This is a genomic window from Lutimaribacter saemankumensis (assembly GCF_900100005.1).
GTDB lineage: Bacteria > Pseudomonadota > Alphaproteobacteria > Rhodobacterales > Rhodobacteraceae > Lutimaribacter > Lutimaribacter saemankumensis.
In genome coordinates, this window is sequence record NZ_FNEB01000006.1 from 47827 (window position 1) to 73458 (window position 25632).

A 25632-nucleotide genomic window follows, 5' to 3' on the forward strand; every position below is an offset into this window, starting at 1 on the left:
ACCGAGGCCCGGAACGGGCCGAGATATCCGGCGCGCGCCTGCAAGGGCGCGCACGATAAATCTAATTCGTTCAGATCTTGCGCCCGGCCTTTTCCCAATAGGGGGCGCGTAGCCGGGGTTTGAAAACCTTTCCGGTGTCCTCGCGCGGCAGGCGGTCGTGAAAGTCGATGATGCGCGGTTGTTTCATTCGCGCCAGCTTGCCTTCCAGAAAGGCCATCACCTGGGCCTCCTCCGGTGTCCAGCCGGCGGCGGGCTCTATCGCGGCCACCACCTGTTCCCCGAATTCCGGGTGTGGTGCGCCAAAGACAGCCACGTCACGGATGAACGGCGCACGCATCAGAACGGCTTCGATTTCGGCCGGGAAAATATTGGCGCCGCCGGAAATGATCATGTCCTTCTTGCGGTCGGTGATGAACAGGTAGCCGTCTTCGTCCACCCAACCCAGGTCGCCCACCGAGAAATGTCCGTGCTTTTCTGCACTGGCGCGGCTTTCGGGATCGTTGGAATAGTCGAACCCGCCGAATACATCCATCCGGGCGTGGATCTCGCCGACTTCGCCGGGGGGCAGTTCGTTTCCCTCGGGGTCGAGGATCATCAGCGTCCCGCCCATCTGCATCCGCCCCGCCGTGCCCGGGCGTTCCAGCGCGTCGGCGGACGAGGCCATGGTCATGAACCCGATCTCGGTCGCGCCATAGCTTTCCCAGAACACCGGGCCCCACCAATCGATCATCGCGCGCTTCAGGTCGTGCGGCCACGGAGATCCGGTCGATACGGCGAATTCGACCGAGGACAGATCGTAGCGTGCCTTCACCTCTTCGGGGAGTTTCAGCATGCGGCTCATCATGGTCGGCACCAGGTAGACATGCGTGATGCCTTCGCGGTCGATCGTCGCAAGGAAATCCTCGGGCTCGAAACGGGGTGCCAGCAGGGTCGATACGCCGGGGCTGACCAGGGCCGCGCTCGTCAGTGTGGATGGGGCCGAGTGATATACCGGTGCGGCGGTAAAGAATCTTGCGCCGGGATGCAGGCCCATCATCTCGTCGGCGACCTGCAGCAAAAGGTTGGTGAAATCCTTGCGCGGGCCGGTGCGGTTGCGCCGCACGCCCTTGGGCCGTCCGGTCGACCCCGAGGTATAGCGCAGAAGCGGGCGCATCATTTCGCGTCCGGGCGCCGGTTCGGCCGCATCGACAAGCGCAGCCCATTCCGGCGCATCCCCAGCCTGCGCGGCGTCAGCCGATATGCCATAGGCATCGCACAGGGCCGGGCCGGGCGTTACGCCGATCACCTGCCGCCCCTCCAGCGCGGGGTCAAGAGCGCCGATCAGGTCGCGGTGCACGATCACATGGCGCGCGCCCGCATCTTCGCAGATTGCGGCCACCTCTTCCGCCGCGCCGTGCCAGTTCAGTGCGACGATAACCGCGCCTGCATGGGCCGCGGCGCGCATCACCTCGATCTGGGCCAGGTCGTTGCGCATAATCACGGCGACGGGCGTGTCGGCAACGATTCCGGCGGCGTTCAGGGCCGCTGCGCCTTTGGCCGCGCGGTGTTCCAGTTCGGTTCTTGAAATGCGGCGGTCGTAGTCGCCGGCAAACGCGTCATTCGCCATAGGGCACCCAGATGGTTTTGATCTCGGTCGCGGCTTCCAGAAACTCCGCGCCTTCACCGGCGGGGCCCATCCAGTCGCGGGCACGGGCATCGTTCACCCATGTCCGTTTGAGGCTGGCCGCGCTGTCCGCCTCGATCCGGGTCGACAGCGGGGTCGAAGAAAACGACCAGACCGCGTCGATGCCTGCGTGTTGCGCAAGCGTCGGGGCCAGTTCCTCATGGCTGCCCGTCAGGATGTTGACGACACCGCCCGGCACGTCCGAGGTGTCGAGCACCTGGTAGAGATCCGTTGCTGCCAGCGGATAGGGTTCGGACGCAACCAGAACGCAGCGGTTGCCCATCGCCATGGCCGGCCCCATGACCGAGATCAGCCCAAGCAAGGGCGCTTCGTCCGGGCATAACGCGCCGATCACGCCGACGGGCGCCCGCATCGCCATGGCGACACCGCGCAGCGGCACGCCCTTGACCCGGCCATCGAACTTGTCGGCCCAGGCGGCATAGGTGAACAGCCGGCGGATGCTGGCTTCGACCTCGTCCGCGCCTTTGCGCCCGCCGATCATCGCGTCGATGCGGTGGGCGAACTCGTCTGCGCGGGCCGACAGGTTCTCGGCAATGTAGTACAGGATCTGTGCGCGGGCGTGGCCGGTGGTTCTGGCCCATCCCGCGGCCCCGGTTGCCGCCTCGACCGCGTTGCGGATGTCCTTGCGGTTGGCGATCGGCACCTCGCCCAGAACCGCGCGGTTCTTGCCGTAAACCGCGCGGGTGTAGCCGCCATCGGGCCGTGCCTGCTTGCCCCCGACATAAAGCTTGGCTGTGCGGTCGATGCCTTCCGGGTCGGCCCCGTTTCCGGCGAAGGGCTCGATCCGTGCCAGGGGTTTCGTCTTGCGGTCGGGCGCGAGGTAGGCGCGCAGACCCTCCCAGCCGCCCTCGCGGCCAAAGCCGCTTTCGCGCATACCGCCAAAGGGCGCGGCGGCGTCGAACAGGTTCGTGGCGTTCACCCAGATCACACCGGCGACCAGTTTCGGCGCGACATCCAGCGCAAGGTTCAGGTTCTCCGACCAGACGCTGGCGGCCAGCCCATAGCGTGTGTCATTGGCAAGCTCCACTGCCTCGGCCGGTGTGCGGAAGGTCGTCGAAACAAGGACTGGGCCGAAGATCTCTTCCTGCATCAGCGGATCGCTGGGTTCCAGGCCGGTGATCAGCGTGGGCGGGTAGAAACAGCCCTGCGCGGGCAGTTGCGCATTCACCTGATGGACCGTCCCGGCGCGGCATCCCGCCACCATCTGCGCGATGCGGTCGCGCTGGACCGGGTCAACGATGGCGCCCACGTCGATGGATTTGTCCAGCGGATCGCCGATGCGCAGCTTGTCCATCCTGGCGCGCAGGCGGGCGTGAAATTCGTCCGCGATGCCTTCCTGCACGATCAGGCGCGAGCCGGCACAGCAGACTTGCCCGCCGTTGAACCAGATCGCATCCACCAGCCCTTCGACCGCGCTGTCGAGATCGGCATCGTCGAACACGATATAGGCGGATTTTCCGCCCAGCTCCAGTGTCAGCGGCTTCGCCTGGCCGGCGGTGACGCGCCGGATCGCGCGGCCCACTTCGGTCGAGCCGGTAAAGGCCACCTTGTCGATACCGTCATGGCCGACGATCATTTCGCCCACCGCGCCGTCACCGGTGACGATGTTCACGACACCTTTCGGCAGGCCCGCGCGCTGGCAGATATCGGCGAACAGCAACGCGGTGAGCGAGGTGTATTCCGCCGGTTTCAGCACCACGGTGTTGCCTGCGGCCAGCGCAGGGGCGACCTTCCACGACAGCATCAGAAGCGGAAAGTTCCACGGGATCACCTGCCCGCAGACACCGTGCGGCACCATGCCGGGCAATTCGCTGTCCATAAGCTGCGCCAGACCGGCGTGATGGTAGAAATGCCGGTGCACCAGCGGCACGTCGATGTCACGGCTTTCGCGGACCGGCTTGCCATTGTCCATGCTTTCCAGAACCGCGAACAGGCGCGCGTGTTTCTGGATCATCCGTGCCAGCGCATAGAGATGGCGCGCGCGACCATGCCCGCCCAGCCGCGCCCATTTCGGTTGGGCCTTGCGTGCGGCGGCAACGGCTTCGTCGACATCGGCCTGCGTGGCCTGCGTCAACGTCGCCAGCACCTCGCCGGTTGCGGGGTTGCGGCTTTCGAACCCGTCACCGGGATCGGTGAACGCGCCGTCGATGAAATGCCCGAAGCGGTCCCCCTGATCGATCAGCCAGGCCAGCGCTTCGGCCACGCTTTCCGGGGCGGGACCGTAGTCCATGCTGTCGAAGATTTCTTTCACGGTCATATGCTTATCCCATCGGATGCCGCCACTTGGCGGAATAGGCCCCGGTGACGTGGTGTTCCAGTTGGCGTTCGATATCGCCCAGCAGGCTGGAGGCACCGAAACGGAAGAGGTCGGGGCGCAGCCATCGGTCGCCCAGCTCTTCCTTGATCAGGGCAAGGTAGGTCAGCGCATCCTTGGCCTTGGAAATCCCGCCCGCGGGCTTGTAGCCGATGCGATAGCCGGTGCGCTGGTGAAACTCGCGTATTGCCCGGATCATCACCAGGCTGACGGGCAGGGTCGCATTGACGCTTTCCTTGCCGGTCGAGGTCTTGATGAAATCGGCCCCCGCCATCATGCAGATCAGCGAGGCACGCGCCACGTTGCGCAGCGACCCAAGCTCGCCCGTCGCCAGGATCGCCTTGACATGCGCCGGCCCGCAGGCCGCGCGGAAAGCGCGCATTTCGTCATAAAGCGCCTGCCAGTCGCCGGTCAGGACATGGCGGCGCGAGATCACGATGTCGATCTCATCCGCGCCGGCCTTTACGCTGTCCTCGATCTCGGCCACGCGCAGGTGAAAGGGCGACAGCCCGGCGGGAAAGCCGGTGGATACGGCCGCGACGGGAATACCGGACCCGGCAAGCGCCTGTTTCGCCGGGGCGATCATGTCGTGATAGACGCAGACCGCGCCGACGGTCAGCCCCTCCATCCCGAGTGCCTGAAGGATGTCGGCGCGCACGGGTTGACGGGCCTTGGCGCACAGGCGCGCGACCCGGCCCGATGTGTCATCCCCCGACAGCGTCGTCAGGTCGATGCAGGAAATCGCGCGGCACAGCCAAGCGGCCTGGTAGTCCTTTTTCACGCTCCGGCGGCCGGGCAAGGTGGCGCAGCGGCGTTCGATCGCCGAGGTGTTGGCGCGGGCCGACATCACCCAGTCCATATCCAGCTCCATGCCCGGATTGCGCGGTTCCGTTACCTGTGGAAGCTGCGTTTGCGTGATCGTGTCGGATGCCTGCATCCTTCCCTCCCTTTCAGCCCGGAAAGGGTGTCACGCGCCCAAACGGTTGGCAAGCATGGCCGTGGCGGCAGGCGGTAAGGCTGCAGAAAAAAGGGCGCCCGTCGGGGCGCCCTTTCGAAACGGGTTTGGCCAGGATCACTCGGCGATCATTTCGGCCTGGCGCACGATCACCTCGGCCTGCTTGATCGACGCGATGTCGACCAGCCGGCCCTTGTAAACGGTCGCGCCTTCGCCCTTGGCCTTGGCCTCTTCCATGGCGGCAAGGATTTCGCGGGCTTCGTTCACGGCTTCTTCCGATGGGGTGAAGACCTCGTTCGACAGGGCGACCTGCTTGGGATGGATCGCCCATTTGCCGACCATGCCCAGCGTGGCCGAGCGCAGCGCCTGCGCACGGAAACCTTCGTCATCCGAGAAGTCGCCGAACGGGCCGTCGACCGGCAGAACGCCATGGGTGCGGCATGCGGCGACGATGTTCGCCTGTGCCCAATGCCACGGGTCGGACCAGTATTTCGCGCCTTCATGCAGCATGTAGTAATTGGCCTGAGTGCCGCCGATGCCGGTGGTGGCCATGCCCATCGAGGCGGCGAAATCCGCGGCGCCCAGGCTCATGGCCTGCAGGCGGGGGCTGCTGGCGGCGATTTCCTCGACATGGGCGATGCCGGCGGCGGATTCGATGATGACCTCGAACCCGATTTTCTTGGTGCGGCCCTTTGCGGCCTCGATCGCGGTGACGAGCGCATCGACGGCGTAGATGTCAGCGGCACACCCGACCTTTGGGATCATGATCAGGTCGAGCCGTTCCGACGCGTTTTCCAGCAGTTCCACCACGTCGCGGTACCAATATGGCGTGTCGAGGCCGTTGATCCGAACCGACAGGGTTTTCTTTCCCCAGTCGACCGAGCCGATCGCGTCGATCACGTTCTGGCGGGCGCTGTCCTTGTCGGACGGCGCGACAGAATCCTCGAGGTCGAGATTGATCACGTCCGCTGCGCTGGCGGCCATCTTTTCGAAGATCGCGGGGCGCGAGCCCGGGCCGAACAGCTGGCAGCGATTGGGGCGGGCCACGGGCGCGGGTTGGGTGCGAAAGCTCATCTTGTCACCTTTCGGGTAAGGAAATTACGCAATTGTCGGGTAGGGGGATATTTATTTGCGCGGTGGCGCGCAAGGCGATTCTGCTCTGCAGCATTTTCGCGGCTGTTGCGGGCAGGCAAACCGCGCGGCGATTTCCGGCGCGATCCGCGGACCAGGCGCTGCCTGTTTTTCGTGCAGGATGAAAACTTGCACGATTATTCGGCATTGATGTTTTAAATTCGAAGAATATTCGCTGCACGGGCGCGCGGACGCGCAGAAACGAAGCAATTTGCCCGGCGAATCCGCGAAACTGTTGTTAACATGCGAACTGAAGGGGGATTGCCATGATTGAAACGCCGTATCTTCTGTTTCTGGGCGATGCGCCCGACCAACTTGCTGCCAAGGTGGCGCAGGGCATCAAGGACTGGCGGCCCGAAAACGCTGTCGGGCAGTTCCGTATGGAAGGCTGCAAGGCCGATATGGGCCTGACCGACATGACCCTGGCCGAAGCCAAGGCAGCCGGGGCAAAGACGCTTGTGATCGGTGTCGCGAACCGTGGCGGCATCATCAGCCAGGCCTGGAAAAAGATCCTTGTCACCGCACTCGAGGAAGGGTTCGACCTGGCCTCGGGGCTTCACAACCTGCTGCGCGACGAACCCGACCTGGTCGCCGTTGCCGAGGCTACCGGCCGCAAGCTGCACGATGTGCGCATCCCGTCGGTGAAATACCCAATCGCCAACGGCATCAAACGGCGCGGCAAGCGCTGCCTGGCGGTGGGCACCGATTGTTCGGTGGGCAAGATGTACACCGCCTTGTCGATGGATGCCGAGATGCGCGAGCGTGGCATGAAATCGACCTTCCGCGCGACCGGGCAGACCGGCATCCTGATCACCGGGGACGGTGTGCCGCTGGACGCCGTGATCGCGGATTTTATGGCGGGTTCGATCGAATGGCTGACGCCTGACAACGACGACGATCACTGGGATCTGATCGAAGGGCAGGGCAGCCTGTTCCACGTGTCCTATTCTGGCGTCACGATGGCCCTGGTGCATGGCGGCCAGCCGGATGCCCTGATCGTCTGTCACGAACCGACGCGCGAACATATGCGCGGGTTGCCGGGCTACCAATTGCCCAGCCTCGAGGCGGTGCGCGACATGGCGACGACGCTGGCGCGGGTGGCCAACCCCGCCGCCGAGGTCGTCGGCTATTCCATCAACACCCAGCACATGGCCGAGGACGAGGCGCGCGCCTACCTGGCCGATATCGAAACGCGGCTGGGCCTTCCGGCAACCGATCCGTTCCGGTTCGGCGCCGGCAAGCTGGTCGATGCGCTCATGACGATGAGCTGAGCGCGCAACCGGCCCGCAGGCTCGGGGGCTTGCCCCCCGGCGCCCGGCGGTGGCCGGAATGACAGACGCAAGACAGAGGGGCAATGCGATGCAGGTTGAGGTCACGAGGGATGTCTTTCGGCTGGCGCAGGTGTTCACCATCAGCCGGGGATCGCGGACCGAGGCCAAGGTTCTGACCGTGCGCATCAGCGACGGTGGCGTGACTGGTTGGGGCGAGTGCGTGCCCTACGCGCGCTACGACGAAACGCTTGAAAGCGTCGAGGCGGAAATCGCAGGCCTGCCCGGACGGTTCGACCGTCAGTCGCTTTACGACCTGCTGCCCGCCGGTGCGGCCCGCAACGCGGTGGATTGCGCGCTCTGGGATCTGGAGGCCAAGCGCGCGAACAAACGGGTCTGGGAAATGGCCGGCCTGCCCGAGCCTGGGCCGGAAATCACCGCCTATACCCTGTCGCTGGCGGAACCCGCCGAAATGGAAGCGCAAGCTGCCAAGAATGCGCATCGTCCGCTGCTGAAGATCAAGCTGGGCACACCGGACGACATGCCGCGTCTCGAAGCCGTGCGGCGCGGCGCGCCCAACGCCCGGATCATCGTCGATGCCAACGAGGGGTGGTCGGCTGAGGTCTATGCCGACCTTGCGCCGCATCTGGTACGGCTGGGCGTTGCACTTGTCGAACAACCCCTGCCCGCGGGCGAGGACGAGGCGCTGATCGGCATGGAGCGTCCAGTGCCCGTCTGCGCCGACGAAAGCGCCCATGACCGTGCAAGCCTGCCGGCGCTGAAGGGCAAGTACGATGTGGTGAACATTAAGCTCGACAAGACCGGGGGCCTGACCGAAGCGCTGGCGCTGAAGCAGGCGGCACTGGCCGAAGGGTACGACATCATGGTGGGTTGCATGGTCGGATCGAGCCTGGCAATGGCGCCCGCGACGCTGGTTGCACAAGGTGCGATGGTAACGGACCTTGACGGGCCGCTCCTTCTGGCCGAAGACCGCGACGCACCGCTTTTGTTCGATGATGCCGGCGTGCACCCGCCGAGTGCCGCCCTCTGGGGATAAGGAGACAACCCATGACCCGCACAGTTTACGTAAACGGCGAATACCTGCCCGAAACCGAAGCCAAGGTCTCGATCTTCGACCGGGGCTTTCTCATGGCTGACGGCGTTTACGAAGTGACCAGCGTGCTGGATGGCAAGCTGATCGATTTCGACGGTCACCTGGCGCGTCTTGAACGGTCGCTGACCGAGCTGGACATGGACAAGCCCGACCAGTTCGACGACCTGCTGGAAATCCACCGTGAGCTGGTGCGCCTGAACGGCATCGAAGAGGGCATGATCTATCTTCAGGTCACGCGCGGCGCGCCGGGCGATCGCGACTTTGCCTTCCCCGATGCCGAAACCACGCGGCCGACGCTGGTTCTGTTCACCCAGAACAAGCCGGGCCTGGCCGACAGCCCGGCGGCGAAGACCGGGATCAAGGTGATCTCGATCGACGATATCCGCTGGGGCCGGCGCGACATCAAGACGGTGCAACTTTTGTATCCGTCGATGGGCAAGATGATGGCTAAGAAGGCCGGCTGTGACGACGCCTGGATGGTCGAGGACGGCTTTGTGACCGAAGGCACCAGCAACAACGCCTACATCGTCAAGGGCGGCAAGATCATCACGCGGCAATTGTCGAACGACATCCTGCACGGCATTACCCGTGCCGCCGTCCTGCGCTTTGCCCGCGAGGCGCAGATGGAGGTCGAGGAACGCCCCTTCACCATCGAAGAAGCTCAGGGCGCGGACGAGGCGTTCATCACCTCGGCCTCGACCTTTGTCTTTCCGGTGATCGAAATCGACGGCGCCAAGCTGGGTGAAGGCACGCCCGGGCCGGCCGCGAAACGGCTGCGCGAAATTTACCTGGACGAAAGCCGCAAGGCCGCAATCTGATACGCTTGCTATGAAGTGAAAAAGGGCGGTCCCTCGGGCCGCCCTTTGTGTTTGCGATGAAGGGCCGGGTCAGTCCCGAGGCGGGATGTTGAGGCCGCGCTGGACGGCGGGGCGGTCCAGGAAACGATCCAGATACGCCACGCAGCGCGGGTGATCGGCCCAGCCCACCACGTCGCGCGCGCCGTAGAAATCCAGCGCGCGCAGCCAGGGGGCAAGCGCGATGTCGGCGATGGAATAGTCGCCGGCGATCCAGTCGCGGCCTTCAAGTGCGGTTTCAACGACGTTCAGCAGGCGGCGCGCCTCGTTGATATACCGCTCACGCGGGCGGGGGTCTTCGATCTCGGATCCGGCGAACTTGTAGAAGAACCCAAGCTGTCCGAACAACGGCCCGACGCCACCCATCTGGAACATCAGCCATTGTATCGCCTGATACCGCGCCGCCGGGTCGGTCGGCAAAAGCTGGCCGGTTTTTTCCCCAAGGTAGATCAGGATCGCGCCGCTTTCGAACAGTGCCAGAGGTTGCCCGCCGGGGCCGTCCGGGTCGATGATCGCCGGGATCTTGTTGTTGGGGTTGAGCGAAAGGAACTCGGCGCTTTTGACGTCCGCGTCCGACAGGGTGATCTTGTGCGCCTCGTAAGGCAGGCCGGTTTCTTCCAGCATGATCGAGGCCTTGACCCCGTTCGGTGTCGGAAAGGAATACAATTGCAGACGGTCGGGATGCTGCGGCGGCCAGCGATGCGTGATCGGGAAATCGTCGGGAAAAGTCATTCATGCCTCGCTTTCATTTGCGGGGAACGTAGGGGGAAATTCCCCTGACAAAAAGCAGGTATTTTTTTCAGAAATCCCGTTAAGGTTAATTCAGGGGCGCAAATGGTCCCTCAAGACAGGTGCAAAAACGTACAAAGGGACTAGGACACATGTTTCAAGAGTTCAGGGACTTCATCGCCAAAGGCAATGTCATGGACATGGCCGTGGGTATCATCATCGGTGCGGCCTTTACGGCCATCGTCACGTCGCTGGTGGGCGACCTGATCAACCCGATTATCGGCCTGTTTACCGGCGGACTTGATTTCACCAACAATTACGTCGTGCTGGCAGGCCAGGTACCCGACGGCGCCAGCCTAGAGGCCGCGCGCGAGGCCGGGGCAGCCGTCTTTGCATACGGCGCATTCCTGATGGCGGTCATCAACTTCCTGATCATCGCCTTCGTGGTGTTCATGCTGGTGCGCTACGTCAACAAGGTGAAAGACGCGGCAACCAAGAAGGAAGAGGCCCCGGCAGAAGAGGCGCCCGCCGGGCCGAGCGAGCTGGATATCCTCATGGAAATTCGTGACGCGCTGAAAAAGTAGGTCGACCGAACTGAACAAGGGAAAGGCCCGCCATCGTGCGGGCCTTTTGCTTGCGGTTCATGGCTGCCTCTGGCAGTCGCAGAAGGGACGTGAACAGGAGGTATTGTTATGCAGGACATCATAGAACAGCTTGGCGCCTACACACCGCTTGTTATCGCGGCGGGCAAGGCGCTTGTCGTACTCGTGGTCGGCTGGACGATCGCGGGTATGGTCAGTGGCATGGTCCGCCGGCGTGTGAACGCTACGCCGCGCATCGACCCGACCCTTGGAAATTTCGCGGCGTCGATCATCAAATGGGTGATCCTGCTGATGGTCCTGGTGGCGGTGCTCGGACTGTTCGGTATCCAGGCGACGTCGCTTGTCGCGGTTCTCGGCGCGGCGACGCTGGCCATCGGCCTTGCACTTCAGGGGACGCTCAGCGATCTGGCGGCGGGGTTCATGCTGATCTTGTTCCGCCCCTACAAGCTGGGCGATTTCGTCGATATCGGTGGAACGTCGGGGACGGTAAGGGATCTCAATCTTTTCGTGACCGAACTGGTCACCCCGGACAATGTCCAGATCATCGTGCCGAACGGGCAGGCTTGGGGTGCGATCATCACCAATTTCTCGGCGCACAAGACACGGCGCGTCGACCTGGTCTTTGGCATCGACTATGGCGACAACGCCGATACGGCGATGGACATCATCCTTGAACTGGCAAAGGCCGATGCGCGCGTGCACGACGATCCCGCACCGTGGGTGCGGGTGACGAACCTTGGTGACAGCAGCGTCGATCTGACAACGCGACTGTGGGTGAATGCGGCCGACTACTGGGAGGTCAAGTTCGCCATGACCAAGGCCGTGAAAGAGGCGTTCGATGCCCGCGGCATCAGCATCCCGTATCCGCATTCGGTCGAGATTCAGAAAGCGGGCTGATCATGCCTTGGGATGCGCTGGTCGGACATGATCCTTTCGGCCAGCGCGTCCGCCCAAAGGCCATAGATCTTAGGGCCGGGGTGAAACCCGTCATCGGCCATCATGTCGACATCCAGGGGCAGGTCGAACGGAACGTGATGCAGGTCAGGCTGTGCTGCGGCAAGGTCCGACAAGGCTGCGTCGAACCGGCGCGCCTCGTGGCCCATTACCCATTTCAGGCTCCGCGGCAGCAGGGGAAACTGACCCATTGGCGGCAGGCCCGAGGCATAGATCGCCCTGACACCGAATTTCACGCGCAACAGGTCGTGCAGTGCCTGTTGCCGCCGCAGCCATACACGGCAGGGCAGGCCGGTTGTCACGTCGTTCACGCCAAGGGCCAGAACCGCGACGTCGAACCGCGCGGGTGGCAAGGCTTGCAGGCGGGTGTTGCAGGCGCGTGTCGTATCGCCTGTGCGTGCCTCAAGCCGCCATGTGACGCGCGCCCGCAGCGCGAGGCGGGTGATGAGCTGACCGCTCAGCGCCAGCGACTGGTGCGGCGCCCCCACACCCGCGGCGGAACTGTCGCCTGCGATCAGCACAGACAGGGCGGGCCCTTTGCCCTCTGATCCGTGGCGTGGGCCGGGCGGCTCGGGCAGGCGCAACGCGCGCCTGCGCAGAGCAAGGCCCTGGGCGGCCAGCATCGGCGCAATCGCGTATTTCACATAGCGTGCTGCCATCGGCCCTTTCCGCTATCAGGCAGGGCCGATGATAAGCCGGGCGCGGCGCCCGGCAAGCCCGGTCAGCCCTTTACGACCAGCTGGGGCGAGGTCACGTCGATGCCAAGCGCCTTGCCGACGGCGTAATAGGTCAGCTTGCCCGCATGGACATTCAATCCGTTCAGAAGGTGCGGGTCGTCGGCGCAGGCCTGTTTCCAGCCCTTGTCCGCCAGCGCCAGCATGAATGGCATGGTCGCATTGCCAAGCGCGATGGTCGAGGTCCGCGCCACCGCGCCGGGCATGTTCGCCACGCAGTAATGCATGATGCCGTCGACCTCGTAGATCGGGTTCTCGTGGGTGGTGGCTTTGGATGTCTCGAAGCAGCCGCCCTGGTCGATGGCCACGTCCACAAGGACCGCGCCGGGTTTCATGGTCGACAGTTGTTCGCGGCTGATCAGTTTGGGTGCCGCCGCACCGGGGATCAGCACCGCTCCGACCACCATGTCGGCATGGGCGATCAGATCGGCGGTGTTGCCCTTGGAGGCGTAGGCGGTCTTGAACTCGCCACGCATCGTGTCATCGAGATAGCGCAGCCGCGGCAGCGACATGTCCAGAACGGTCACGTCCGCCCCCATGCCGGCCGCAACGCGTGCGGCGTGTGTGCCGACAACCCCGCCGCCGATCACGACAACCTTTGCCGGGCCCACGCCGGGCACGCCGCCCATCAGCACGCCACGCCCGCCATTGGCCTTTTGCAGCGTCCAGCTGCCGACCTGCGGCGCCAGCTTGCCCGCGACCTCGGACATAGGCGCCAGCAGGGGCAGGCCACCCCGGTCGTCGGTAACGGTTTCATAGGCGATCGCGGTGCAGCCGGATTCCAGCAGGTCATGCGTCTGGTCGGGGTCCGGGGCCAGATGCAGATAGGTGAACAGCAGCTGGCCTTCGCGCAGCATCTTGCGCTCGGGCGCCTGGGGTTCCTTGACCTTTACGATCATGTCGGCGGTGGCGAACACCTCTTGCGCGGTGTCGACGATGCGCGCGCCGGCATCGGTATAATCCGTGTCCTCGAAGCCCGCGCCGCGCCCGGCGCCGGTTTCGATCAGAACCTCGTGGCCGTGTGCCACCGCCTCACGGGCGGCGTTGGGCGTCATGCCGACGCGAAATTCCTGCGGCTTGATCTCTTTCGGGCAACCGATTTTCATTGGGGCCTCCTTTGCTGGACTTGTGTATTTTGGACAGAATGTCGCAGTTGGCGCGCAATTGGTTTGAAATTTGGGTCGCACTACGGTGCAATTTGTGAATAATCTTCGATCAAAGGCGGCCAAGATCGAAGGAATCTGCGAAAATGACGCTGGACCCGACAGATCGGCGAATTCTATCCGTCCTGCAGAAACGGGGACGCATTTCGAACGCCGAACTGTCCGAGGCGGTCAACCTGTCGCCATCGGCATGCCACAGGCGGGTGCAGCGGCTCGAATCCGATGGGTATATCCGCGATTACGTGGCGCTGCTGAACGCACGAAAAATGGGTGTCGCCAGTATCGTCTATGTCGAAATCACCTTGCGCGGGCAGACCGATGATATCCTCGATGCGTTCGAAAAGGCCGTGGCGCGCATCCCGAACGTGCAGGAATGTCACCTGATGGCAGGCACCGCGGATTACATCCTGAAAGTGGTTGCCGAGAACACCGACGATTTCGCGCGCATCCACCGCCAACACCTGTCGCGCCTGCCCGGCGTGACGCAGATGCAGTCGAGTTTCGCGCTTCGCACCGTGATCAGCACGACGGCCTTGCCGGTGTAGGCCACAATTTTCGGTATTTTCCCGGCGCGAATTTGCGCGATGTTAAACGCGGCAGCGTTCGATCCACCGCCGAGGGGTGTGGATCATGGCATTCAGCATTTTTGCGGCGGATAACGAATTCGCGGTTTCGACCGGGTCGAACGTCAACAGTGGCGGCGACAGGTCGGATTTCGATTATCCGCCGACATCTTCCATCAACCTCGTCGTCACGACGAATGACGGCGACACCGATCCCCGTCTGTTCGAAATCGGCGATACCTATGATCTGAGTTTCGGGGGCGCGGGCGGTTCCCAGACGATCGAGGATGCCACAGTGTTGCGGTCCGACATGGCCGAAGCCGGCGGCGGCATCATCGTGTTCGAAGGGCTGGATCAGTCCGGGAACCTCACGCAGGTCGTATGGACGCCCGGTTTCGATCTTCAAAGCTGGTATTTCAACAACTTCACCGGAGGCATTCCGCCACAGTTTTTCACAACGGATCAGAATGCGGCATATGTGCATGAATTCGTCTGCTTCGCGGCGGAAACGCGTATAGCAACGCCGCTGGGCGCGCGCAGGGTTGACGATATCCAGCCGGGCGACGCGGTGATAACGCTCGATCGCGGGGCCCGGCCCGTCGTGTGGGTGGGGCGCCGACGCGTCAAGGGATATGGCGCAAATGCCCCCGTCGAAATCGCCACTGGGGTTCTGGGCAACATGGGACCGCTGCGCCTTTCGCAGCAACACATGGTGCTGTGGAATTCGGTTCTGTCGGAATTGCTGTTCGCGGCGCAGGAGGTGCTGATCCCGGTCCGCGCGCTTGTCGACGGTCGGAATGTCCGGCTCCGCCCCTGTGCCGACATCACGTATGTGCACCTGATGCTGGACCGGCACGAGCTGCTGATTGCCGAGGGCGCGGTCTGCGAAAGCCTGTTGCGCGTGCCGTCATGGATTGGCGACGACGGGCCCGACCCCGGCCATCGCACCGTGAGGCCGGTCCTGACATATCAGGAGGCGCGGATCGTGACAGGTGTGGCAGCGCGTCAGAGCACGCGCGCCCCGGCGTTGCTCTAGATTGCACTCATCCGCGCTTTCGCCCAGATTGCGGCAAGCAAGGGGGACGCGGATGGAACACGACTACATCATTGTTGGCGCCGGCAGCGCGGGCTGTGTGCTTGCCAAGCGGTTGTCCGAGGCGGGGCATTCGGTCTTGCTGCTCGAGGCAGGGGGTAAGGACAACTATCATTGGGTGCATATCCCGATGGGGTATCTTTACTGCATCGGCAATCCGCGCACCGACTGGTGTTTCCGCACCGCCGAAGAACCGGGCCTGAACGGGCGGTCGCTGCTGTATCCGCGCGGCAAGGTGCTGGGCGGGTGTTCGTCGATCAACGGCATGCTCTATCTGCGTGGCCAGGCGGCCGACTACGACGGCTGGCGGCAAATGGGCAATGCAGGCTGGGGCTGGGACGACGTGCTGCCCTATTTCAAACGATCCGAGGATTATGTCGACGGACCCAGCGATCTGCATGGCGCGGGTGGCGAATGGCGGGTCGAGAACCAGCGCCTGCATTGGGATCTTCTCGATGACTGGAAGGCCGCCGCCGCGGCATGGGGGTTGCCCGAGGTCAACGACTTCAATACCGGCAACAACGAGGGCGTGGGGTATTTCCGCGTCAATCAGCGTTCGGGCTGGCGGATGAACACGGCCAAGGCGTTTCTGCGCACCGCTGAAACCGACAAGCTGCGTGTCGTGACCAAGGCCCATACCCGCCGCGTGATCCTGCGCGACGGCCGCGCCGTGGGGGTCGAGTTCGAAAAGGGGGGAACCGTGCAGCGTGCCAATGCGCGCGCCGAGGTGATCCTGAGCGCGGGCGCCATCGGCAGCCCGCAGATCCTGCAATTGTCGGGCATCGGGCCGGGTGGCCTGCTGCAGCGCCACGGGATCGAGGTGCGGCACGATGTGGCCGCAATCGGTGCCAACCTGCAGGATCATCTGCAATTGCGCTGCGCGTGGCGGCTGGCGCATGGCAAGTCGCTGAACACCCTTGCCAACAGCCTGTGGGGCAAGGCGATGATCGGTCTGGAATACGCGCTGAAACGGTCGGGGCCGATGTCGATGTCACCCAGTCAGTTGGGGGCCTTCAGCCGGTCACGCCCCGATCTGGAAACGCCCGACCTGGAATACCACGTCCAGCCGCTGTCGCTGGGCGCCTTTGGTGAGCCGCTGCACGATTTCCCGGCGATCACCGCCAGCGTGTGCAACCTCCGTCCCGAATCCCGTGGCGTGGTCGAAATCGCCAGCCCCAATCCGCATGACGCGCCCCGCATCGCGCCGAATTACCTGTCCACCGAAGGCGACCGGCAGGTGGCCGTCGCCGCGATCCGGCAGGCCCGCGCCATCATGGCGCAAGAGGCGATGCAGAAATACCAGCCGGACGAGATCAAACCCGGCATCGCCAGTGACGATGCCGACGATCTGGTGCGTGCGGCGGGCGATATAGGAACCACGATCTTTCACCCGGTCGGCACCGTTCGCATGGGCGCGGATGACGCCGCGCCTCTCGATCCGCAATTGCGGATGCGCGCGGTGGGCGGCTTGCGTGTCGTCGATGCCAGCGTGATGCCGACGATCACCAGCGGCAACACCAATTCACCGACAATCATGATCGCGGAAAAGGCGGCCGACATGATCCTTGGGCGGGTGGCCTGATGCCGAATGTCGCGATCCCATACTATTCCGGCCGAGGCCATACACGGCGTCTTGCGCAGGAAATCGCACGCGCCCTTGGCGAGAATGAGTGCAACGCCCGCCTGATCGACGTCGAGTCCATGACGGATACCGACTGGCAGGCGCTGGATGCGGCCGACGTGATCGTCATGGGCTCTCCCACCTACATGGGCAGCGCCGCGTCGGGGTTCAAAACCTTCATGGACGCCACGGGTGAACTGTGGGCCGAACAGCGCTGGGCCGACAAGCTGGCCGCCGGGTTCACCGTTGCGATCTTTCCGGGCGGCGACAAGCTGGTGACCCTGCAGCAGATGCTGACATTCGCGATGCAGCACGGGATGGTCTGGGTTGGTCAGGACCAGATCGGCGCGCCGGTCGACCCGGACAATCCCGACATCAATCAAAGCGGCGTCTGGCTGGGGCTTGGGGCGGTGTCCGACCGCGACAAGACGCAACTGATCCCGCCGGGCGATCTGAAGACGGCCCACAGGTTCGGCGCGCGCATCGCCCGCGCCGCCCGCCGCTGGTCGGTGTAGCGCCATGCTGGCTACGCTTGCCGCGATGGAGCCCGCGACGGTCGCCACCTTTCTGATGGCGGGCGTCATGCTGAACCTGACGCCGGGTGCGGATGTCATGTTCGCAATGGCAAGCGGGGCGCAGGGTGGACCGCGCGCGGGGATGGCCGCAGCGTTCGGCGTGGCCCTTGGGTCCGTTCTCCATGTCACTCTGGCCGTGCTGGGAATTTCGGCCGCGATCCTGGCGATTCCGCACGCGCATGAGGTGATCCGCTATCTTGGCGCCGGCTATCTTTTGTGGCTGGCGGTCAAGGCGTGGCGTGCGCCTCCTCCAGACCCGCGCCGGGGCGCCGCGCGCACCGGCAGGGCGATCTGGCGCGGTTTCGTGACAAACGCCCTGAATCCCAAGGTGGCGCTGTTCATCATGGCATTCCTGCCGCAGTTCACCGATCCGGCAATCGGCCCGATCTGGCAACAGATGGCCGTGCTGGGGACGTTGTTCATCGCGACCGGCCTGGTGATCACCGGCGCCTATGGCGCCGGTGCGGGCTGGCTGGGCGCGGCCGTGGGCCGTGCCTCGGGCGTGATGGGCAAGGTCTCGGCGGTGATCTTTGCGGCGCTGGCCGCAAGGATCGTGTGGGACTGACCCGTCCGGGTCAGATCACCTTGACGATCTGCTTGCCCTTGTTCTTGCCCTGCAGCATGCCCATGAAGGCGCGCGGCGCGTTTTCCAGGCCTTCGGCGATATCCTCGACGAATTTCACCTGGCCCGATCCCACCATCGGCCCGACCTCTTTCAGGAACTCGGGATAGCGGTTCCAGTGATCGGAAATGATGAAGCCGTGCACATGCAGGCGGTTGACCAGGATCGTGCGCCACAGCTTGGGCAGCTGGTCCTTTTCGCCGCCGGCATTTCCGCCAAGCGCGCCGGCGTTGTACCAGCTGATCATGCCGCAGACAGGCACGCGGCCGCCCACGTTCAGCAGCGGCAGCACACCTTCCAGCACCTTGCCCGCGACGTTTTCGAAATAGATGTCGACGCCCTTGGGGCAGGCCTCGGCCAGGGCCGCGCGCATTTCCTTGCCGTCGGCATAGGCCCGGTGATCGAGACATTCGTCAAAGCCGAAGGTATCGACCGCCATCGCGCATTTTTCCGGCCCCCCGGCCACGCCCACCACGCGGCAACCGCGGGCCTTGGCGATCTGCCCGACCATCGATCCCACGGGGCCGGTGGCGGCCGCAACGACGACGGTTTCGCCTTGCTTTGGCTGACCGTATTCGGTCAGGCCGAACCAGCCGGTAAAGCCCGGCATGCCCAGCACGCCCAGGGCCGTGGTGATCGGTCCGTGCGACGGGTCGAGCTTGCGGATCATGTTGCCCGGCTGCACGCCATGCGTTGCCCAGCCGAACATGCCGAAGGCGTAATCCCCGGGCGCGAATTGCGGGTGGTTCGAGGCAATCACCTCGCCCACGGCGCCGCCTTCCATCGTGCCGTCGACCGGCACTGGCGTGGCATAGGATTTCGCGTCATCCATCCGCCCGCGCATATACGGGTCGAGCGACATGTAGTGCACCCGCACCAGAACCTCGCCGTCGCCCGGTGTGGGAAGGGGGCCTTCCTCCAGCCGGAAATCCTCGTCGACCGGCGCGCCGGTGGGGCGGCGGGCCAGAACGATGCGCTTCATTGTCTCGGTCATGGTCATTCTCCCTGGTATGTCAGCCACGCCCGCGATAGCGGAACACGCCTGTGGCTGTGGCGATCAGTTCGCCTGTGTTGTCGGTTATCTGGGCGCGCGCAAAGAACGTCTTGCGCCCGCCGCCCGTCCGAAACCCTTCGGCGATCAGCAGATCGCCCTTGGCCTGCGACAGAAAATTTGTTGTCATCGACAGCGTCATCGCCTGCTGCGGCGCGTCCGGGTCGCCGGTGAAACAGCCGGCAAAGCCCATCACCGTGTCCAGCATCATGGCGTGCACACCACCATGCACGATGCCGAAGCGGTTGCCCAGATGCGGCACGATCGGCAGATCGAAGCGGGAATAGTCCTCGCGCCAGTCCACCATGCGAAAGCCCAGATGCGCCTGTAGCGGGTAAGGCGGTTCGATCAGGTCGGGGTTCATCGTTGTCTCAGACACTTTTTGCAGCCCTCAATCCCGCTTCGGCAAAGCTGGGTACGAAAGATCCCAGCCGCATCGCGCGCTCGGGGTTCGAGGCGTTGCCGTCCAGCGCCCGCTTCAGAACGCCCTGGATGATCGCGCCCATGCGGAAATAGTTGAACGCCAGGTAGAACCCGAACCGGTCGATCCCGGCGATGCCCCGGCGCTTGCAATAGGCGGCGATGAATTCCTCGTCGGTCATCAGGCCCTGCGCCTTGCGGTCGACACCCGCCAGGCCGCGGCCTTCGTTGCCCGGCGGCATGCCCCATTGCATGATCACCGCGCCGAGATCGGCATAGGGGTGGCCGGTCGTCGACAGTTCCCAATCGAGCACCGCGGCGCATCGGGGGCTGTCCTTGGAAAACAGCATGTTGTCGATGCGGTAATCTCCATGCACCAGGGTGCGCTGACCGTCGTCTTCGGGCATGTTCGCCTCGAGCCAGGCAATCAGCTCTTCCATTGGGGCGATGCTCTGTGTTTCCGACGCGCGGTACTGCTTGGTCCAGCGGCCGACCTGCCGGGCATAGTAATTGCCTTCGGGGCCATAGTCGGCAAGGCCCGTTGCGTTCAGGTCGGTGTCGTGGATCGCAGCCAGAACGCGGTTCATCTCGTCCATGATGGGCAGGCGTTCGTCATGTGCCAGATCGGGCAGGCGCGGGTCGTCGAAATGCCGGCCCTGCACATGGTCCATGACGTAGAACATCGAGCCGATCACGGCGTCGTCCTCGCACAGCACATGCATTTTCGCCACCGGTACATCGGTGTCGGCCAGCGCGCGCTGCACGCGGAATTCGCGGTCGACCGCATGGGCGGATTTCAAAAGCTGCCCCGGCGGTTTCCGCCGCAGCACGTAATTCGCCTTCGGCGTTTTCAGCAGGAAGGTCGGGTTCGACTGCCCGCCTGGGAATTTCTGCGCCTCGATAGGGCCTTCGAAACCGTCCATATGGGCGGCAAGCCACTTGGCAACGGCCTCTGTGTCCAGGTGTGCGGCGGCATTGGTGGTCATGCGCGTCCCTCCGTCAGCTATAGGTCAGCAGCTCTTTCTCATTGGCTGCCGTGATATGGGGCGTTTCGTTGAACCCGTGGAAATAGAACGCCCCGCGCGGCGAATAGATAAAGCGCGTTACGCCGCAATTGCGGGTCTGAAGCTGTATCTTGATCTGTTCTTCGGGCGGTGTGTTCAAGGTCGTGGCCACAAGCTGCCCGATGGGGCCGCCCGAACTGACCGCCAGCACCTGCCGCGCGTCCGGTTTCAACAGCGTTTGCCGTGCATCCTCGACACGGGCCGCGAATTCCGCCCAGGTTTCCGGCGGATTCTCGATCTCGTCGCGCTGCCAGGACAACACGGTTTCGCGCAGGGTGCGGAAATGGCTCTTGCGTTCGGTGTGCATGTTCTCGGGCGCCGGGGCATCGCGAAAGCGCGCGTTCAGCAGACCGGTAAAGTCGAACTCGTTCAGGCCTTCGTGAATCTCCGGCTCCATCTTCCGCCCCAGCCCGGCAAGAATGCCGTCCAGCGTTTCGCGATGCCGGCGCATCGATCCGATGATCACTGCGTCCGGGCGCACGCCGCGTTCGGCCAGTGCCTCGCCCAGCGCACGCGACTGGCGATGGCCCAACTGGGAAAGCTGGTCATAATTGGCGGCGCCGAAACTGGCCTGCGCGTGCCGGATGACGATCAGTTCAGCCATTGACGATCCCGCGCATCTCGTTCTTGGCATCTGCATATTGTGCCGCCAGCGCGTCGATCAGGTCGGCGGCGGGCTGCACCTTCTTTATCGCGCCGATACCCTGGCCCGAGCCCCAGATTTCCTTCCAGCTTTTCGGCTTTTCGCGATCCTGCCCGAAATTCATCGTCGAAGGATCGGATTGCGGCAGGTTGTCGGGGTCCATCCCCGCCCGCGCGATCGACGGCTTGAGGTAGTTGCCCCAGACCCCGGTAAAGAGCGATGAATAGACGATATCCTCGGCCCCGTGCCGCGCGATCATGTCCTTGTAGTCCGGTACCGCGTTGGCCTCGTTCGTGGCGATGAAGGGGCTGCCGATATAGGCAAGGTCCGCGCCCATGGCCTGTGCGGCCAGGATCGAGCGGCCGTTGGCGATGGCGCCTGACAGCAGCAGCGGCCCATCGAACCACTCGCGAATTTCGCTGACCAGCGCAAAGGGCGATTGCGCACCGGCGTGACCGCCCGCACCGGCGGCAACCGCGATCAGGCCATCGGCGCCTTTCTCGATCGCCTTCTTTGCGAAGGTGTTGTTGATGATGTCGTGCAAGGTGATGCCGCCGCAATCGTGAGCGGCTTCGTTCACCTCGACGCGCGCGCCCAGCGAGGTGATCCAGATCGGCACCTTCCACTTGTGGCAGATCTCGAGGTCGCGCTCCAGCCGGGTGTTCGACCGATGCACGATCTGGTTCACGGCAAAAGGCGCGGCGGGGTTGTCGGGGTTCGCCTGGTTGTGGCGGTCCAGCTCTTCGGTGATCCGCTTGAGCCACGCTTCGAGCATGATCGGCTCACCGTCCTTTTCCCGCGCGTTCAGCGCGGGGAAAGAGCCGACGATGCCGGCCTTGCATTGCGCGATCACCAGGTCCGGGTTCGAGATGATGAACAGCGGCGACCCCACTACGGGAATGCGCAAGTTCTGAAGGATGGGCGGCAGCGCCATGTACGGTTTCCCCTTGTCGGAATGTCGGCCGGGCCACAGCCCGGCCAGAGGTCAGGAATGTAGGGCGGGCCTTGGCCCGCCGCTGGTCAAAGAACTTCGAACAGGCCCGCGGCCCCCATGCCGCCGCCCACGCACATGGTGCAGACGACGTATTTCGCGCCGCGGCGCTTGCCCTCGATCAGGGCGTGGCCGACCATGCGCGCGCCCGACATGCCGTAGGGGTGGCCGATGGAAATCGCACCGCCGTTGACGTTCAGGATCTCGTTGGGGATGCCCAGCACGCGCTGCGATTGCAGAACCTGGCTTGCGAAGGCCTCGTTCAGTTCCCAAAGGCCGATATCGTCCATCGTCAGGCCATGTGCCTTAAGCAGCTTCGGCACGGCATAGATCGGGCCGATGCCCATCTCGTCGGGTTCGCATCCGGCGGCCATGACACCCACGTAGCGGCCCAGCGGCTGCAGGCCGCGGCGCTCGGCCTCTTTTGCCTCCATGATGACGCTTGCGGACGCGCCGTCCGAAAGCTGGCTGGCGTTGCCGGCGGTGATGTACTTGCCCTCGGTCACTTTCTGGCCGTTCTTGAACACAGGCTGCAGCGATTGCAGGTTTTCCAGTTGGGTGCCGGGGCGGTTGCCCTCGTCCTTTTCCAGGGTGACTTCCTTGAAAGAAATCTCCTTGGTTTCCTTGTCCATCACGCCCATCGTTGTGGTCAGCGGCACGATCTCGTCGTCGAACTTGCCGGCTTCCTGCGCGGCGGCGGTGCGCTGCTGCGATTGCAGGGCATAGGCGTCCTGATCTTCGCGGCTGACGCCATAACGCTCGGCCACGATCTCGGCGGTTTCCAGCATCGACATGTAAAGCTCGGGCTTGTGCTGCTTGACCCACTTGTCGGCCAGCCAGTCGGTGCGCATCTTTTCGTTCTGCACGAGGCTGATCGATTCCACGCCGCCGCCGATGCAGATATCCATGCCGTCATGGATCACCTGCTTGGCCGCGGTTGCGATCGCCATCATGCCGCTGGCGCATTGCCGGTCGAGCGACATGCCGGCGACGGTAACGGGCATGCCCGCGCGGATCGCCGCCTGGCGGCCGATATTGCCGCCGGTGCTTCCCTGCTGGATTGCCGCGCCGATGATGCAATCGGAAATCTCCGAGCCATCCAGCCCGGCGCGCTTGACGGCGTTGGACACGGCATGGCCGATCAGTTCCTGTGCCGAGGTGTTGTTGAACGCGCCGCGATAGGCTTTGCCGATCGGGGTGCGGGCGGTGGATACGATAACTGCGTCACGCATGGGGATCTTCCTTTCAGGGGTTACTTGTCCCAGGGCATCGGCAGGCCACGGGCCGCCGCCGCCTTCCGGGCGTATTTTCGGGTCTGGTCGAAGGCGCCAGGCATTTCCTGCTGACCCTCGGCATCGCGGATGCGGGCCAGGTTGGTCATCACACCCTCGGGGCTGAGGTCGTCACCCTGCAGGGCAACGCCCTTGGTTTCATAGACCTTGGTTTCGCTGAAGCAGCCTGCGCCCGCGCCAAGGATCATGCGGCTTGGGGCGTCTTCGGATACCAGCGCCAAAAGGCCCGGCGTGATGGTTTCGGGCTGCAGCAGTTCAAGCGTTTCGGGCGGCAGCAGATCCTCGGTCATGCGGGTGGCGGCGGTGGGCGCCAGCATGTTGACACGGATATTCTTGCGCCCGCCCTCCTGCGCCAGAACGTTCATCAGCCCCAACATGGCCGCCTTGGCCGCGCCATAGTTCGACTGGCCGAAATTGCCGTAAAGCCCGCTGGCCGATGTGGTGAACACGATCCGCCCGTATTCGCGCTCGATCATGTGCCGCCACAGCGCGTGGGTGCAGTTGACGGTTCCCATCAGGTGCACATCGACGACCTTTTGGAAATCGTCCAGCGTCATCTTGGCGAATGTCTTGTCGCGCAGGATGCCGGCGTTGTTGACCAGGATGTCGACATGGCCGAACTCGGCCACGGCCTCGTCCACCATCGCCTGAACCTGGTCCGGGTTCGTCACGTCCGCGCCGTTGGCGATGGCGCGGCCGCCGGCTTCGCGGATTTCCTCGACCACGCTGCGCGCCGCGTCGGAACTGGCGCCGGTGCCGTCGGTGCCCGCGCCCAGATCGTTCACGATGACCTTGGCGCCGCGCGCCGCCAGCCCCAGTGCATGCGACCGGCCCAGACCGACGCCAGCGCCGGTGACGATGGCAACGCGTCCGTCGAACCTGATTTCGCTCATGCGCTTTCCTCCAGATACCGCCGGCCGATCCATTCGGCGACCAGCGCGGGCTTTTCCTGCCCCTCGATTTCGACCGTCACGTCCATGACGATGGTGACGAAGCCGGGCTGCACATCCACCGTCTTCATGCCAAAAACGCCGCGAATACGCGCGCCTGCCCGCACGGGTGACACGAAACGTACCTTTTCAAAGCCATAGTTCACACCCATCGCGACCTTTTCCAGCGCAGGCATCTGGTAGACCATGGCCGACAGCATCGACAGGGTCAGGAACCCGTGTGCGATGGTCCCGCCAAACGGCGTCTGTGCCGCTTTTTCCGGGTCGATATGGATGAATTGCCAGTCGTTGGTGCACTCGGCGAAGGCGTCGATACGTTTCTGGTCGATCTTGATCCAGTCCGAGGTGCCGTAATGCTTGCCGGCCAGCGCCTTCAGCTCTTCGAGTGTGATTTTTTCGGCCATGTCTTACAGATCCTGATTGAACAATGTTCCGGGGGCCTTGGATTGCATCCCGCCCGAAAGCGGGATCACCGCGCCCGAAATGTATGCCGCACCGCGCCCGCACAGGAATTGCACGGTCCCGGCGATGTCCTCGTCGCGGCCGACGCGGCCCAGGGGCACGCCCTTGGCGGCCTCGGCCTGGCCTTCCTCGGTGCCGATGGCAAAGGCCGTCATCTTGGACACGAAAGGCCCCGGCGCAATGGCGTTCACCGTGATGTGGCGCGGGGCCAGGTCGTTCGACAGAACCCGCGTCATGTGATGGACCGCGCCCTTGGACACGGCATAGGAATAGGTGGCCGTGCCCTTGGGAATGTCGCCCATGACGCTGCCCACGTTGATGATCCGCGCGGGATCGTCGGCCGTGGCCGCGGCTTCTAGCATCGGGATCAGCATCTGGGTCAGGTGGAACATGCCGGTCACGTTCAGCGACAGCAGCTTTTCCCAGGCCGAATAGGGATGCTCACCCAGCGGGGCGCCCCAGGTGCGGCCGGCGTTGTTCATCAGGATGTCCAGCCGGTCGGTGCGCTTTTTCACCTCGGCCACCACGGCTTCGACGCCCGCTTCGGTGCTGACATCGCCGCCAAAGCCCTCGACCGTGCCGGGCAGGCCCATCGCGTTGATCTCGGCTGCCACCGCCTCGCAGGCGTCGGCCTTGCGGCTGCAGATCAGGACGCGCGCGCCCGCTGCAGCCAGCCCTTCGGTCGCCATGCGCCCGATGCCGGACGAGCCGCCGGTGACAAGCGCCACCTTGCCCGTCAGATCGTTCAGGTTTGCCGGTGTCATCTGCATCATCAATCCTCCC

The 25632-nt window shown here is 64.1% G+C and carries 26 protein-coding genes; 10 read left to right on the top strand and 16 right to left on the bottom strand.

The window, feature by feature from the left end; all coding sequences use genetic code 11:
- Positions 1–70: 70 nt before the first annotated feature.
- From BLT50_RS11990 to BLT50_RS12005, 4 genes are all read right to left on the bottom strand, one after another.
- Complete coding sequence (locus BLT50_RS11990) at positions 71–1606, bottom strand: AMP-binding protein (RefSeq protein ID WP_090028940.1); 1536 nt, start codon at positions 1604–1606, stop codon at positions 71–73.
- The gene (locus BLT50_RS11995; RefSeq protein WP_090028941.1) at positions 1596–3941 is read right to left on the bottom strand and encodes an aldehyde dehydrogenase family protein; all 2346 of its coding nucleotides are present in this window, start codon (positions 3939–3941) and stop codon (positions 1596–1598) included. The genes BLT50_RS11990 and BLT50_RS11995 overlap by 11 nt, the downstream gene beginning before the upstream one ends.
- 4 nt (positions 3942–3945) lie before the next feature.
- Positions 3946–4935 carry a deoxyribose-phosphate aldolase gene (gene deoC, locus BLT50_RS12000; protein WP_090028942.1) on the bottom strand — a complete coding sequence of 330 codons (990 nt, stop codon included), beginning with the start codon at positions 4933–4935 and terminating at the stop codon, positions 3946–3948.
- Positions 4936–5070: 135 nt separating this feature from the next.
- On the bottom strand, positions 5071–6027 hold the full coding sequence (locus tag BLT50_RS12005) for an L-malyl-CoA/beta-methylmalyl-CoA lyase (RefSeq protein ID WP_090028943.1): 957 nt from the start codon (positions 6025–6027) through the stop codon (positions 5071–5073).
- Positions 6028–6350: 323 nt separating this feature from the next.
- Here BLT50_RS12005 and dgcN point away from each other — a divergent pair, with 323 nt between their 5' ends.
- The 3 genes from dgcN to BLT50_RS12020 all read left to right on the top strand — a co-directional run bounded on the left by dgcN (position 6351) and on the right by BLT50_RS12020 (position 9284).
- The gene (gene dgcN / locus BLT50_RS12010) at positions 6351–7355 is read left to right on the top strand and encodes an N-acetyltransferase DgcN (protein ID WP_090028944.1); all 1005 of its coding nucleotides are present in this window, start codon (positions 6351–6353) and stop codon (positions 7353–7355) included.
- 88 nt (positions 7356–7443) lie between these two features.
- A complete protein-coding gene (gene dgcA, locus BLT50_RS12015; RefSeq protein ID WP_090028945.1) occupies positions 7444–8409 on the top strand; it encodes an N-acetyl-D-Glu racemase DgcA in 966 nt (321 codons plus the stop codon).
- Between the two features lie 11 nt (positions 8410–8420).
- Complete coding sequence (locus BLT50_RS12020) at positions 8421–9284, top strand: D-amino-acid transaminase (RefSeq protein ID WP_090028946.1); 864 nt, start codon at positions 8421–8423, stop codon at positions 9282–9284.
- 69 nt (positions 9285–9353) lie between these two features.
- Here the strand turns inward: BLT50_RS12020 and BLT50_RS12025 are convergent, their stop codons facing one another.
- Positions 9354–10052: a glutathione S-transferase family protein gene (locus BLT50_RS12025; protein WP_090028947.1), complete on the bottom strand. Its 699-nt coding sequence runs from the start codon at positions 10050–10052 to the stop codon at positions 9354–9356.
- Positions 10053–10201: 149 nt separating this feature from the next.
- On the opposite strand from BLT50_RS12025, the gene mscL reads away from it, so the two are divergent.
- Positions 10202–10633, top strand: a complete 432-nt coding sequence (gene mscL, locus BLT50_RS12030) for a large conductance mechanosensitive channel protein MscL (RefSeq protein WP_090028948.1) — start codon at positions 10202–10204, stop codon at positions 10631–10633.
- Between the two features lie 108 nt (positions 10634–10741).
- Entirely contained in the window at positions 10742–11548 is an 807-nt protein-coding gene (locus tag BLT50_RS12035) for a mechanosensitive ion channel family protein (RefSeq protein WP_090028949.1), read from the top strand.
- Here BLT50_RS12035 and BLT50_RS12040 read toward each other — a convergent pair.
- Positions 11533–12264 carry an SGNH/GDSL hydrolase family protein gene (locus BLT50_RS12040; protein ID WP_090028950.1) on the bottom strand — a complete coding sequence of 244 codons (732 nt, stop codon included), beginning with the start codon at positions 12262–12264 and terminating at the stop codon, positions 11533–11535. The genes BLT50_RS12035 and BLT50_RS12040 overlap by 16 nt on opposite strands.
- A gap of 62 nt (positions 12265–12326) precedes the next feature.
- A complete protein-coding gene (ald, locus tag BLT50_RS12045; RefSeq protein WP_090028951.1) occupies positions 12327–13445 on the bottom strand; it encodes an alanine dehydrogenase in 1119 nt (372 codons plus the stop codon).
- Between the two features lie 143 nt (positions 13446–13588).
- Between ald and BLT50_RS12050 the strand changes: the two genes are divergently transcribed.
- From BLT50_RS12050 to BLT50_RS12070, 5 genes are all read left to right on the top strand, one after another.
- On the top strand, positions 13589–14047 hold the full coding sequence (locus tag BLT50_RS12050) for an Lrp/AsnC family transcriptional regulator (protein WP_090028952.1): 459 nt from the start codon (positions 13589–13591) through the stop codon (positions 14045–14047).
- 85 nt (positions 14048–14132) lie between these two features.
- Entirely contained in the window at positions 14133–15101 is a 969-nt protein-coding gene (locus BLT50_RS12055; protein ID WP_090028953.1) for a Hint domain-containing protein, read from the top strand.
- 52 nt (positions 15102–15153) lie between these two features.
- Complete coding sequence (locus BLT50_RS12060) at positions 15154–16740, top strand: GMC family oxidoreductase (RefSeq protein WP_090028954.1); 1587 nt, start codon at positions 15154–15156, stop codon at positions 16738–16740.
- Entirely contained in the window at positions 16740–17294 is a 555-nt protein-coding gene (locus BLT50_RS12065) for a flavodoxin family protein (RefSeq protein ID WP_090028955.1), read from the top strand. Before BLT50_RS12060 ends, BLT50_RS12065 begins: the two co-directional genes overlap by 1 nt.
- A gap of 4 nt (positions 17295–17298) precedes the next feature.
- Positions 17299–17919, top strand: a complete 621-nt coding sequence (locus BLT50_RS12070; RefSeq protein ID WP_090028956.1) for a LysE family translocator — start codon at positions 17299–17301, stop codon at positions 17917–17919.
- A gap of 10 nt (positions 17920–17929) precedes the next feature.
- Here the strand turns inward: BLT50_RS12070 and BLT50_RS12075 are convergent, their stop codons facing one another.
- From BLT50_RS12075 to BLT50_RS12115, 9 genes are all read right to left on the bottom strand, one after another.
- Entirely contained in the window at positions 17930–18970 is a 1041-nt protein-coding gene (locus BLT50_RS12075; protein WP_090029152.1) for an NADP-dependent oxidoreductase, read from the bottom strand.
- 19 nt (positions 18971–18989) lie between these two features.
- Positions 18990–19406, bottom strand: coding sequence for a PaaI family thioesterase (locus BLT50_RS12080; protein WP_342706707.1), 417 nt, complete (start codon positions 19404–19406; stop codon positions 18990–18992).
- Positions 19399–20433 (bottom strand): phosphotransferase family protein, encoded by a 1035-nt coding sequence (locus tag BLT50_RS12085; RefSeq protein ID WP_090028958.1) that lies wholly within the window; start codon positions 20431–20433, stop codon positions 19399–19401. Before BLT50_RS12085 ends, BLT50_RS12080 begins: the two co-directional genes overlap by 8 nt.
- Positions 20434–20446: 13 nt before the next feature.
- Complete coding sequence (locus tag BLT50_RS12090; protein ID WP_090028959.1) at positions 20447–21115, bottom strand: histidine phosphatase family protein; 669 nt, start codon at positions 21113–21115, stop codon at positions 20447–20449.
- On the bottom strand, positions 21108–22088 hold the full coding sequence (locus BLT50_RS12095; protein ID WP_090028960.1) for an NAD(P)H-dependent flavin oxidoreductase: 981 nt from the start codon (positions 22086–22088) through the stop codon (positions 21108–21110). The genes BLT50_RS12090 and BLT50_RS12095 overlap by 8 nt, the downstream gene beginning before the upstream one ends.
- Positions 22089–22174: 86 nt before the next feature.
- A complete protein-coding gene (locus BLT50_RS12100; protein ID WP_090028961.1) occupies positions 22175–23377 on the bottom strand; it encodes an acetyl-CoA C-acyltransferase in 1203 nt (400 codons plus the stop codon).
- Positions 23378–23397: 20 nt separating this feature from the next.
- Positions 23398–24330, bottom strand: a complete 933-nt coding sequence (locus BLT50_RS12105; protein WP_090028962.1) for an SDR family NAD(P)-dependent oxidoreductase — start codon at positions 24328–24330, stop codon at positions 23398–23400.
- The gene (locus BLT50_RS12110; RefSeq protein ID WP_090028963.1) at positions 24327–24791 is read right to left on the bottom strand and encodes a MaoC family dehydratase; all 465 of its coding nucleotides are present in this window, start codon (positions 24789–24791) and stop codon (positions 24327–24329) included. The genes BLT50_RS12105 and BLT50_RS12110 overlap by 4 nt, the downstream gene beginning before the upstream one ends.
- Positions 24792–24794: 3 nt before the next feature.
- Positions 24795–25613: an SDR family NAD(P)-dependent oxidoreductase gene (locus BLT50_RS12115; protein WP_175491472.1), complete on the bottom strand. Its 819-nt coding sequence runs from the start codon at positions 25611–25613 to the stop codon at positions 24795–24797.
- Positions 25614–25632: the final 19 nt, after the last annotated feature.